This is a genomic window from Xenorhabdus innexi (assembly GCF_002632485.1).
Lineage (GTDB): Bacteria > Pseudomonadota > Gammaproteobacteria > Enterobacterales > Enterobacteriaceae > Xenorhabdus > Xenorhabdus innexi.
The window spans coordinates 1-11,869 of record NZ_NIBU01000081.1 but is presented as its reverse complement, the minus strand read 5'-3'; the positions used below and the strand labels follow the sequence as shown (position 1 = coordinate 11,869).

Genomic DNA, 11,869 nt, shown 5'->3' with positions numbered 1-11,869 from the left:
GTGGAAGAACTGCGAGGGAGATTTGAATACCAGTCTCCAGTTCGTCAATCTGGCATTCCTTGTCTTACTGCTGCGCAGAAAAAATACTGAATAGCCTCTTAATACCGCTGTTTGATATGCAGAGCGTGCCAGACTAAAAATAGCACGCTCTATTTCTTCACCCAACTGCCATTAATACCACGCACATATTCCCCTGAACCTGCACGATTAACCAGTTTTTCACCCGCGATTTTCGCCACTTGATCCGTGGTCATATTGTTTTGCACTGCAATCTCCGCATACCTTTTTTCCCGTTCGCTGTTGATTTGCTTAACCACGGAAAGTGCATCCTTAGTATTCCTGACAGGCGCCAGATAACCGCTGAATGTTTCACCTACCAGACCTTGCTGCTTTGCTTCATCCAGCGTCATACTCATCGCAAAAGAACTAAACAACAGACTCAACCAAAGTATCACTCCTGTTTTTTTCATATTCTCACTCCTTAGAATAAGTCAGAGTTATTTTTAAGCATATCTTCAATCTGCCGATCGACTTTAATATGAATTTCATGTTCAATTTTCACATTCATATTGATATTGATAGGTTTATCCGGCGTTGCGACTTCCAGCCTGACACATCCAGCCAAGCTTATGCAGGTTAATACCATCCCACTCATGACCATCGGAAACCTGAATCCACGCTTTGTTATCATTTATCACTCCCGGTTAACAGCCCAAATCATCCCAGTTCAACGACACTTCTATGGTACAAGGTATAGTATTAAAACACAGAAATCCTTTAGACAATTTGAAATCCCTTGAGTATCTGATTTTATCTCTAATCTTCACTTGCTTTTTTCTATCCATATTGCTAAAAATTTAACCATTATGAAAAATAAACTCATTCCCATTCTGGCTATGCCAGCTCAACAAACTACCACCACCGAAACCACAAGGTTGTTCGGGGGGTAGTCTCGACAGAATTTTAAAAACCCTCTGAGCGACTCGCCAGAGGGTTTTTTCTTACCAGCCTTACGCGTTTCGCTCAGAGTTTCATAACAGGAGAAACTATGAAAACTCATCGTGAAATTGCACAACAGCTTGATTTGTTTCATTCAGAGCCTCAAGGACCGGGAATGCTTTTCTGGCATCCGAACGGCTGGCGCCTCTTCCAGAATATTCAACAACATATGAGGAAAATTTATCAACAGCATGGCTTTCAGGAAGTCCGTACACCTCAGTTTTTGAAAAAAGAGTTATGGCAGACTTCCGGTCATCTTGCAATGTACGAAGAAGATATGTTTTTCGGTGGCGATCAGGAAGGAATGCAGAATTACGCATTAAAGCCTATGTCCTGCCCGGCACATATTTTATTGTTTAAACGTGGTGTCCACAGTTATAGAGAACTGCCTATAAAACTGTTTGAGTTTGGGCTTGTCCATCGTAATGAACCCTCTGGTGCATTGAATGGTTGCCTTCGTCTGCGCCAGTTTACTCAGGATGATGCTCATGTCTTTTGTGCATGGTCACAGATTCAGGCAGAAATCATTCATTTTCTGAATAGAGCCAAGCTTGTGTACAGTCAGTACGGCTATCATCAACTTTTAGTCAGGATCTCTACTCGGCCAGAATCTTCCCTCGGAGATAAAGTGCTATGGCAGAAAGCTGAACAGATATTAATTGATGTATGCCAAGAGCAGTCTATTGATTTCGAAATACAAGTCGGGGAAGGTGCATTTTACGGCCCCAAAATAGAACTGGCGCTAAAAGATAATATGAGCCGTGAGTGGCAGTGCGGTACAATTCAACTGGATTTTAACCTTCCTGAACGCTTCGATATTGCTTATACAAATGCGTCAGGAGAGAAAGAACGCCCGGTGATTTTACATCAAGTTATATATGGCTCGATAGAACGATGGATCGGCATGTTACTGGAAGTCACTCAGGGTGCCTTGCCTGAATGGATACATCCACTACCGGTTGCCATCGCAACAGTGAGTGAATCTGCTATCGACTATGCCAACGCACTGGTTTGTTCGCTCAACGCTGCTGATTTTCCAGTGTTGGCTGATCATAGCAACAGCTCTGTCTCGCATAAAATCAGGCGGTTTCATCAGCTAAAGATCCCCAATATTCTGATTGTCGGCGAGCAAGAAATGAAAACAGAGCAAGTTGCACTGCGTCGTGGAAAAACTGTCTCTAATGTGGGAAAAGATTTACTGATCGAACGATTAATGGCTTGTCGAAATATATGATAGTTTCAAATCATGTCCGGTCATTGAGTTACCAATGACCGGTTTTTATCAGCGAATGATCATTCAGGTGAAACGATATTCTTCTCCAGCCACTCTTCAAGACTGCTGCCAAATCTCAGGCTGCGCCATAGCTGGAATATATTCTCTTCATGCCGGTAGCTCAGTCTGACTTCCCGTTTTTTATCTATGACAGGATTAACACCATGTATCTCTGAATGCATTACCAAAGTACCCAGATTATCCAGCGTTACAGTCGCTTTAGAGCGGCTGATTTCCAAATAGCGTAACCAGTCTATCGCTACTCCTGCTGTTAAATCATTTTTCCCAATTGAATCAACAGTATCTTTATCAAGCCTTAATGTCAGACCACCATCATTAGATACCCATCCCTGCTTAATAATCCATTGTGGATCATTTAATAACAGCGGCAGTTCCCCACTGATTTTTCCTGACATCGCCAGTTGCTTCACTTTCAGTACATAAAATAATTTGCTCACATTTAACTGGTTAAAACTCAATACAGCAGGCTGTTTTTGCGGAAGTTGTAATCTATTTAATCCGAGACTGCCATCCAGCATATCAATATTCACATTGGACAATGTTAATGGCTGAGCCTCAGTCGGAGGATAAAAACCCTGTAAATCCGCAGAGATATTATCCATACCAAACAGGCTATTGATGGCTTTAACCCGCAATTGAACTGGCGATGTCACACCTAATTGCCATGTCTGTTCTTGTAAACGCCAAGGTAATATAAAATCCAGCCCGTCAATGCTCCCATCCTTCAGCCACATTCCCGCATTTTTTACTACCCAGTGCCCACCAGCACGTAAACCTTGCCCTTTTGCGGCAGAAAATGCGGCCTGTGCATAGATATTCCCGCTACGCACAGTGATCCCCAAATCCGCTGGAATTAGAGTCTGAAATGCCAGCAACGATTGCATTGGCCAGCGCGCTTCTCCCCTTAGCCTTATTCCATCCCAACGCCCATAAATTGGCAGCGGCCCTATTCCCTTTGCCTGCAATTTACCATTCAATATAAAATTATTCGGTGATTGACCTGTTATTGTTGCTCTGAAATCAAGGGGAGGCAAAAAACCACCAGAGCGAAAGTCAGTTTGCAAAGCAGAAAATTGCAGTTCTCCTGACAATTCAGGTTGAGGAACTGAACGTTGCCATATCAGTGGTTTTATCAGCCGTAAACGAGGGGATTTCATTTGTACAAGGCCATAATTGATAGTATCAAACCCTGTATTTAGCCCGCTTATCGTTATCTGTGATTGGTTCCAGCTTCCTTTACCGGATATATCCCATTTAGCCTTCAGTGGTGGTAAATCTCCATTTCCCCAATAACGCCAGTTCCAGTTTCCGTGATCAGGTATGAAATCTTTGGCTACACCATCAAAATGGAATCTGAAATTTCCCCAGTAGCTCTCTTTTACCGTCACTATCGCCTGTAAGCGGCCTGTGAAGCCATTACGGGTAAGATAAGTCCCTGCCAAAGGTAACCGAGCTTCTTTAATAGTGAAATTTTCACTAACTTTTCCCCGAACACGGAACAGTGACCCCGGTTGAAATGTTATTTTCGGATCGACCAATGAACCCGTGATGACTGTCGGCAATGACATCGCCATGATCATTTGTCCACTATTCATCTGCCCAGTCAGCTGGAGAGGAATACGCGTATTCGTTAAGCTAACTGTTGTCGGTTTCATAGACAAAACTATATTGCCCTTGCCAAATTCACTCTGTGTGATCAGATTCACTCTTCCACTGAGCTGCATACCATTAAAGCCTTTCCTCCAGTCTTCGAAAATTAAATTCACTCCCCCGGATAATGGCAGCCCAGCCCCCTGCCACTGCCATTTACCCTGCTGGATAACAAATTGGGACTGATTAAAAGACCACGGTAATTCAGCGTATATCTGCGGCTCACTTCTATCGTTTTTATCTAGTTGAGTATTTTCCTGAGTAACAGTGAATTTTCCACTCTGCCCCTGCCATTCCAGCAACATCAGAAAAGGTTCAGGATATTGTCTGGCAGACAATTGTCCCGTTATTCTGCCCTGTTCCGGTAACAGATTGATATTCAATGGCAATGAAAAACCGCCATTCAGATTAATAGTCTGATCGGGTAATTTTGCAAAAAACTGATGAACGTTCAGGTATTTTTTATCTGTAATATCAGCGGCTAATTTTAACTGACTACCCTGATAAGAAAGTGTTTGTTTTTGAGGTGATGAATCAAACTGGAGCTTTCCGGCAAATTCCTGCCACGGAGAAAAAACAACCCGCTCAATAACCAATTTAAGTGCCGGAATGGAGGATAATATTTCATCAACGGATATCGGTGCTGACTGATTTTTCGTTACCGGCAATTGTAATTGTGACAGGCACTCGCTCTGGTTATATGAATCAGTAATATGAATATCCCAATAATGTCCTCCGGCCCACTCCTCGGATAAATACCCGACAGATAAACCGGATATCTTGATCAATTCACATGCTTGTACCTGTACAGATAAACTATCAACCCGTAATTTGTTTTTGCTCCATTTGGGCTGAGTCAAAGAAAGAGTGATACCCTGTGGCAGCCAATGACTGGCAACCAGTGGTAACCAATGAGAAAGAGAAAACCATCCTGTCAGCACTAATAACATCAGTAGTATGACCATTACTGAGAGCGCTTTTAATATCCTAATCATTTATCGTCGAACTCTTTTCAGTCTGTATATAACTTCCTGTTATGATAATCTCATGGGAAACTATGAGCATATTTATTATACCTATGGGTTGTCGGTTGCAAAAAAACAGATACCCAATGTATTTCAAATTACATCGTAGCGACAAAAGAGCAACAAATTTGTCAAGCCACTACAGACGCGACTTGAAAAACAACAGGTATGCTCGATGAATTAGAAAATTCAGTCAGTCACTCGAATAAAATTAAAAACCACACAGTCAATATATGGCGGAGATAAAGTTATGAAAGTTGTTGTTTACAGTACAAAGCAGTACGACCGTAAACATTTTGAATCACTCAACCAGAAACTTGGCCTTGATTATCATATCGAGTTCTTTGATTTTCCTCTTAGCCCACAAACCGCTAAAAATGCCATTGGTGCAGATGCTGTCTGCATTTTCGTCAATGATGATGGCGGACGCGAAGTCTTGCAAGAACTGGCAGAGATGAATATCAAAATTCTGGCGTTACGCTGTGCCGGTTTTAACAATGTTGATTTAGATGCCGCCAGAGAGCTGGGCATTCAGGTTGTCCGCGTACCGGCCTATTCACCCGAATCCGTTGCAGAACATACAGTCGGGTTAATGCTATGCCTGAACAGACGTATCCATCGGGCTTATCAGCGTACCCGCGATGCCAACTTTTCCCTTGAAGGGCTGACCGGATTCAACATGTATAAGCGTACCGCAGGTATCATAGGTACCGGAAAAATTGGCATCGCTACCTTGAGAATACTGAAAGGTTTCGGGATGTATTTATTGGCACATGACCCCTATCCAAATCAGGAAGCTTTAGATCTTGGCGTGAAGTATGTGGATTTAGATACTCTATATGCTGAATCTGATGTGATTTCACTGCACTGCCCAATGACACCTGAAAACCATCACTTACTGGATGAAATTGCGTTCAGTAAAATGAAAGATGGTGTAATGATCATCAATACCAGCCGGGGAGCATTAATCGATTCTATTGCTGCAATCAACGCATTAAAACAACAGAAAATTGGCGCATTAGGTATGGATGTATATGAGAACGAACGTGATTTATTTTTTGAAGATAAATCAAATGACGTTATTCAAGATGATATCTTTCGCCGTTTATCTTCCTGCCATAATGTCTTATTCACAGGCCATCAGGCATTTTTGACAGAAGAAGCACTAACCAGTATCAGTGAAACAACATTACAAAGTATCCAACAATTAACTTCTGGTGAACCCTGCCCGAATCTGGTTGGATGATGTAATAAACATCAGGAGATAAAATGAACAGAGCGATTCCATTAGTGGTCGCCACCTTGCTGCTTACTGCCTGTCAATCCACAGGCGTAAGTGCTACTGGAAATGTAACCGCCAAAGATTTGCAGCATCATAATTTTGCGTTAGTCAGTGTTAATGGTGAGAATGTTTCCAGTAAAGAAGATACAAAACTGTCCATCACATTTGGTAAAAACATGTTTGTTTCTGGAACAATGTGTAACAATTTTATGGGGGTGGGAAAATTAAACAATAATACTTTAATAGTCAATAAGCTGACCAGATCAAATATATTCTGTGTTAATGAAGAACTCAACAAATGGGATCAAGTCATTATCGATATTTTGACTCAGGGTGCGACAGTAAGTTTAAAAGACCGGCAATTAATACTGAAAAATAACAGAAACAAGCTGATTTATACTTTGAGAAAAACCTCTCAATAACCCAATGAATTCAGGCTATTTTATTCTTTGTTATCTATGTTAAAAAAATCAAGATTACCCGTACACTGTCGGGTAATCTATCTTTTAATCACTACTTAACTGGCGAGAGTGTCTGTTTCACTTGTCGTTGTCGAATTCTATTTTTGTTCTGACGGCAGATGGGCATTTTTCATCTAACGATTGGCGATAACGAGTACAACCACGCATAAACTGCGGCCAGTCCGGTACTTCAATTTCTGTGCGTTTATATTCTGGAAGTAATCCCCACAAATCAGGATGATACCAACAAAGGTCATGACCGGATGAATCTCGGTGCTCTCTTATCCCTGCTCTGAGCTTTTTAACCTCTTCAATTAACTGTTCTTTAGACATATTATTAAGATCTGAGTCAGCTAAATTCTTTCCCAAAATTAAGCTCCTGCAATAAATAATGTTACTGTTCAGATATAAAAAAACCTCGCTAAAGCGAGGCCATGAAATATATAACATAATAATTTATTATGCCAAGATAATACCGATCATTAACGTTACTGCAATCCAGAATCCTAAAAATTTCATATAACACACCCAATCAATATTCATTTCTTCAACTCCCTCATTATCGAACAAACATTGGCAGCAACACAGTCAAGGTGTTAGGGCTTATGGTATGAATTTACCAATTTATCCCTATATGTTTGTTCAATGAATCGAATACTATTCCACTATTTATTATGAGGTTACTAATTTGAATTATATGAATATTTATCCAGATTGATCTGTTTTTTGGACTGCTATTTTTATATTTACTGGATCAATCAGTTTTCCGGGTGATCCTTATCAATATACAACGCTGCGCTCCAGTTGCTGTAAGTACAGACAAATATTGAGGGATCTTTACTTGAATAAGATTTAGCAATAGATTTAATTTTTTCTGCCAGCTGAAGCGAACCTAATGAAGAATTGCCAATATAAGTTCCGCTTGGAAGACGATGCCACTTTCCATCGGGAAAACGTATAGACCGACTGAACTGATTCCCTGTCATTCGTTTATGTAGCTTTTCATATCCCGCAGACCCCGTGCCATACAGTTCCACCCGCACTAAATAACTTGCCATTTCTCTTTCCTTGTCTTGACTGCCAAACAGACAAATTATCAGTTTTTCTCTACAGATAAAAGAGAGAAAAACGAGAAGAAATTCGGTATTAATGGCAATTTAAGTGTCGGAAATATTTATTAAAATAAAATAATATCAATGAGTGAAAATCCACCTATTTCTATATAATAACGTTATCAAATAAAATGATAAATCAACAAAAATAATTCAAGCCATTATCAAAATATTTTTATACTGCGATCCCAAAAATATACACCACAATTCTCTTTAGGCACGGCTTCCATATTGACCTCACACTAATATCCTGAATTTAAATCCACCATTAAGGTGTAATGCCTTGCGACATCGGTTGAACCGCGCAGGAAATGGGTAAGATATTAACTTAACTTTCATCCGTTAACCAACTGTTAATGATTGTTAATGTATTTTATTTTTGGGCTAAGGTAACGTTATTAGCTTTATAAATCTTTTAACAATCACATTACACTCGGAGAAAAAAATGAAAAAATATCTTCTTCTTGGCCTGTTGGCAAGTTCAGCAATTTTAACTCCAATGCTAACTTATGCTAATACTGCAGCTACCTCATTTCCTAACCCGGTATGCATTCTAGAACCTACAGATATACAATGCATTATACCCCCAGTAATACCTGTTCTTCCACCAGCAAATTAATCCAAATTGAATCTACAAATAGTAGTAGGACGGTGCATTTCTGCCGTCCTCTATTTGCCGAACATGATATAAATTCCCTTTTATATCAATAGATAAAACACCTACTTAGGCTTATTCAGGAGAGGCCAAATCTTGAATGAGAAGAAGTAAGTTTCATGTTGAAGTAAGTAGTTATCAGCATTAAAGCAATTTATTACCGCAAGATAACTTACGCTATAAGCGGCTTTAAGTTGTTTTGCGGTAATTTTTTGCCCCATATGTGCCCCAAGCGTTCAAGCAGGTATTCAAAGACCATTTTCTCCCATCTCTGCTTCGGCTGTTCTAACCATCCTGATCATGCACAACACCTTTTTATGCCACTCACACGTCGCCAAAAAATATCAATCAGCTAAAGATGAAAGTTTAATCAACATTCATCACTCATCTAATAAATTCTATTAATTCCCCGACTGTCATTTTATGTCATCCTGCCAACAAAGCATGCTACCTATCAAAAAATAATCAAGCCGTACTCTCCAATATTGATGAACCCATTTTATTGATGTTCACAGGCGGAGTAGTATCCCACCGCCTTCATGTTACTTAGCAATATGTATTGTTGATTATATGAGGGAATGAATATGAGTACTCAAGACAGTAATAGCTCCGTAGTCGTTCCAACAATGGACGATGTCAGAAAGGCCATTAAAGAGGCAATTGAAGAACACGCTGCAAGCCGCAATCACCCCTATGCAACTCATGTAGAATCGGGATTTGTTACTTTAAGTGATGAAACAGACAGTGACAGTGAGTTAACCGTTGCGACCTCTAAAGCCATAAAAAAAGCATACGACCTAGCCAATAATGCAAATGATAATGCTAAGTTAGCCTTACCTGTTGGTGTTCCTGTTCCGTGGCCAACAGAAACACCACCTGAGGGTTGGCTAATGTGTAATGGTGATTCATTTGATATATCAAGGTATCCAAAACTGGCGCTTGCCTATCCATCAGGAAATTTACCTGATTTGAGGGGGGAATTCATTCGAGGTTGGGATAACAAAGGTGTCGTTGATCCTGAACGTCAATTGCTGTCTAAACAACAGGCAACCATGTTACCGTCGGTTTATACCTACTACTACCATGAAGAAGGAACAGGAGTATTAGTCTCACCGCCAATAAATGCTTATGAAACAGCAGAAGGGGTTGAGATCACTGATTTTATGGCTAAAGACTTTGATGAGCCTGCATACGCTCCGTCAGGAAAATATCTGTCCAATGTATTAACACCTGAAGGTGCTTCATCATTAGCCTCTTTCCGTGTCCGCCCACGAAACATAGCATTCAACTATATAGTCAGAGCTGCTTAATTCTGAATGAATGCAGTTCACTGCATCAGGGGCAATCCGCCCCTGTTGTGGATTGCCTGAATTGATGTTAATCCAGTGTTAATTGTGTCGGCCTACACTCATAAAGTGCGGTCAATTTTTCTAATGTGGCCTGACGGGGGCGTCCGGCTTTTTCAAACTGGGACACCGCCGCTTGCTTGACACCCAATTTTTCAGCCACCTCAGTCTGTGACAACCCCCGATATAGACGCCATGCTGCATGCAGGGTGATTTCTTCATCCACCATCATGCTGATGACCTCATGAGGAATGGTTTCATCATCATTATCCCCTTTGGTGTAAGGGATGCTGACATAATCTTCATCACGATCCAGTGCTGCCAGCAAGCGTTCATACTCCGCAATAGGCAGTATGACAGCTTGCTTGTTGCCGTTTTCATCTGTAATAAACTGGATACCAGCCATATTCTCTCCAATAGTGTATTGATCCTGACGCGAATAGAGGAAAAAGCAGGCGGGAAAACCCGCCATGCCCGTCAATAAGTGTTTGTTTGTCTCCGCTTCACTTCCTGTATTTCTAAAATCTTCGGTTCCTGACCAGAAAGCTCAAAAATAATTCAGTAGTCACCTACCCTCAATCTGTATTGTGCCGCTGTTCCCGTTAATTTTTTGATATCCAAATCCACAAGCGGGAATCCCGTCATCAAACCAACCTTATTTTTGATTGCTTTCTGGTATCTCGTATCGATCCTGATGAGCTGCTTGGTTGCCGCTTTAGACCAAATCACTTTGACCATCATTTTCTCAATGCTTAAAGAGCCTCTCCGTTTTCAGGATGGGCTTAACATAAGTATTAATACTTATAACGTCAATTTAAAACTTATATTAAGAATAAAACACTTATATTTGGATAAGTATTCATGGTGATGAGAGGGATTTTTAATCTAAAGAACGATGTGTTGACTGTTCCTGTGGCTCATTATCAGCAACTACCTCCGCCGCTGCTTTCTGCCGCTGGTTCCACACCGAGTTCTCCAGCATCTGGACACGGACGTCTAACCGGCAACCTTCGGGAATATCACACGGTTCACCATCCTGATAGTACACCTTCTCCCCGTCAATCAGGGCTTTGATACGCTTGTTCTGAAAACGTGTCGGTAAGTGGCTGTGCTGACGGTGGAACGTCTCAATCGTGATACTGCCGTCCTTGTTCACTTTGTCATCAATGTAGATAAGCTCCAGCCCGTTGTTGTTTTTCGGCGAGGAGATACCCCCGTGAATCCCCCACGCTTTATCGGCATTATAACCCAGCACACCCGTAACCTGATAATGACCGGTGTCCCGTTTCGTGACGGTAGCCCCTTCGGATTCGTCGTTAGTGGTAAAGTCGCCGTCAGGGTGGATTTCAATGATGGGGGAGGCTTTTTTGAGATAGCCGCTCCCATCAACAGTAGTGTTACCTGTTGTCCAGATCGTATAGTCTGCCCAGCTATCGCCACTGATATACCGGACAATCCGCATCGCATCAGTACCAAAATTAGGAAACACTAAATACTGCTGGTTTCCGTCATTCCAGCGCAGTTTAATGAAAGATCCCCACGCTTCATCCTGATGTGAATTAGGCGTGTAACTGTAAAATCCCGAGGGTTGAATGGGTAAAGGAATATTGTGTTTAGTTTTAGCAAGCAGATAATGGTTAAGAATTATTCGATTGTCATTTGGTGGCGATAGACTTATTAAGTAACTAAATATACTTTCTTTGCGGAGATTTTATGCCTAGGGAATATATCTGCTACATTTGTAATAAGTCGTTCTCTTACAAAGCTGTGTTTGATGAACATGAGCGAACCTGTAAAGGCGATAAACCTTATCGCTGTACTTTTGACGATTGCAAAAAAGCCTTTAAATATCGGCATAATTTAACAACGCATGAGCGAAAGCATACAAGCGAAAAGCCCTTTAAATGTCACGTTTGTGGAACAACCTTTAGCCAACAGAATCATTTTGATGTGGTCCAATGATTTTGGTCACCGTTATAGAGGTGATATTCTCACTTCGACAATTCAACAGGTGACATGATGAAAAGAAGTTTCAGCCCCGAATT

General features: G+C 41.1%; 11 protein-coding genes and 2 pseudogenes. 5 read left to right on the top strand and 8 right to left on the bottom strand.

Translation table 11 applies throughout. The features are described 5' to 3' along the window. Positions 1-94: pseudogene (locus tag Xinn_RS18340) on the top strand (IS5/IS1182 family transposase); the annotation flags it as partial. Positions 95-149: 55 nt separating this feature from the next. On the opposite strand, the gene Xinn_RS18335 reads toward Xinn_RS18340, so the two are convergent. Together Xinn_RS18335 and Xinn_RS18330 are read right to left on the bottom strand one after the other, a co-directional pair. Beyond that, positions 150-470: a YdbL family probable chaperone protein gene (locus tag Xinn_RS18335; protein ID WP_086953071.1), complete on the bottom strand. Its 321-nt coding sequence runs from the start codon at positions 468-470 to the stop codon at positions 150-152. Positions 471-481: 11 nt separating this feature from the next. Continuing rightward, complete coding sequence (locus tag Xinn_RS18330; RefSeq protein WP_086953070.1) at positions 482-691, bottom strand: YnbE family lipoprotein; 210 nt, start codon at positions 689-691, stop codon at positions 482-484. 357 nt (positions 692-1,048) lie between these two features. Between Xinn_RS18330 and thrS the strand changes: the two genes are divergently transcribed. After that, entirely contained in the window at positions 1,049-2,233 is a 1,185-nt protein-coding gene (gene thrS, locus Xinn_RS18325) for a threonine--tRNA ligase (RefSeq protein WP_086953069.1), read from the top strand. A gap of 59 nt (positions 2,234-2,292) precedes the next feature. On the opposite strand, the gene Xinn_RS18320 is transcribed toward thrS, so the two are convergent. Next, positions 2,293-4,938 carry a YdbH family protein gene (locus tag Xinn_RS18320; RefSeq protein ID WP_086953068.1) on the bottom strand — a complete coding sequence of 882 codons (2,646 nt, stop codon included), beginning with the start codon at positions 4,936-4,938 and terminating at the stop codon, positions 2,293-2,295. Between the two features lie 280 nt (positions 4,939-5,218). Here Xinn_RS18320 and Xinn_RS18315 point away from each other — a divergent pair, with 280 nt between their 5' ends. Further along, complete coding sequence (locus Xinn_RS18315) at positions 5,219-6,214, top strand: 2-hydroxyacid dehydrogenase (protein WP_086953067.1); 996 nt, start codon at positions 5,219-5,221, stop codon at positions 6,212-6,214. 23 nt (positions 6,215-6,237) lie between these two features. Next, complete coding sequence (locus tag Xinn_RS18310; protein WP_086953066.1) at positions 6,238-6,672, top strand: META domain-containing protein; 435 nt, start codon at positions 6,238-6,240, stop codon at positions 6,670-6,672. Between the two features lie 117 nt (positions 6,673-6,789). On the opposite strand, the gene Xinn_RS18305 is transcribed toward Xinn_RS18310, so the two are convergent. Continuing rightward, the gene (locus tag Xinn_RS18305; protein WP_211286035.1) at positions 6,790-7,080 is read right to left on the bottom strand and encodes a hypothetical protein; all 291 of its coding nucleotides are present in this window, start codon (positions 7,078-7,080) and stop codon (positions 6,790-6,792) included. 389 nt (positions 7,081-7,469) lie between these two features. After that, positions 7,470-7,769, bottom strand: a complete 300-nt coding sequence (gene ghoS, locus Xinn_RS18300) for a type V toxin-antitoxin system endoribonuclease antitoxin GhoS (RefSeq protein WP_086953065.1) — start codon at positions 7,767-7,769, stop codon at positions 7,470-7,472. A 1,293-nt stretch (positions 7,770-9,062) separates the two neighbouring features. Here ghoS and Xinn_RS18295 point away from each other — a divergent pair. Beyond that, the gene (locus Xinn_RS18295; protein WP_244590255.1) at positions 9,063-9,788 is read left to right on the top strand and encodes a phage tail protein; all 726 of its coding nucleotides are present in this window, start codon (positions 9,063-9,065) and stop codon (positions 9,786-9,788) included. A 67-nt stretch (positions 9,789-9,855) separates the two neighbouring features. Here Xinn_RS18295 and Xinn_RS18290 read toward each other — a convergent pair whose 3' ends face one another. The 3 genes and pseudogenes from Xinn_RS18290 to Xinn_RS18280 all read right to left on the bottom strand — a co-directional run bounded on the left by Xinn_RS18290 (position 9,856) and on the right by Xinn_RS18280 (position 11,313). After that, the gene (locus tag Xinn_RS18290) at positions 9,856-10,230 is read right to left on the bottom strand and encodes a helix-turn-helix domain-containing protein (protein WP_086953063.1); all 375 of its coding nucleotides are present in this window, start codon (positions 10,228-10,230) and stop codon (positions 9,856-9,858) included. Positions 10,231-10,301: 71 nt separating this feature from the next. Continuing rightward, a pseudogene (locus Xinn_RS18285) lies at positions 10,302-10,562 on the bottom strand (type II toxin-antitoxin system RelE family toxin). 142 nt (positions 10,563-10,704) lie between these two features. Continuing rightward, on the bottom strand, positions 10,705-11,313 hold the full coding sequence (locus Xinn_RS18280; protein WP_244590254.1) for a phage tail fiber protein: 609 nt from the start codon (positions 11,311-11,313) through the stop codon (positions 10,705-10,707). Positions 11,314-11,869 lie beyond the last annotated feature (556 nt).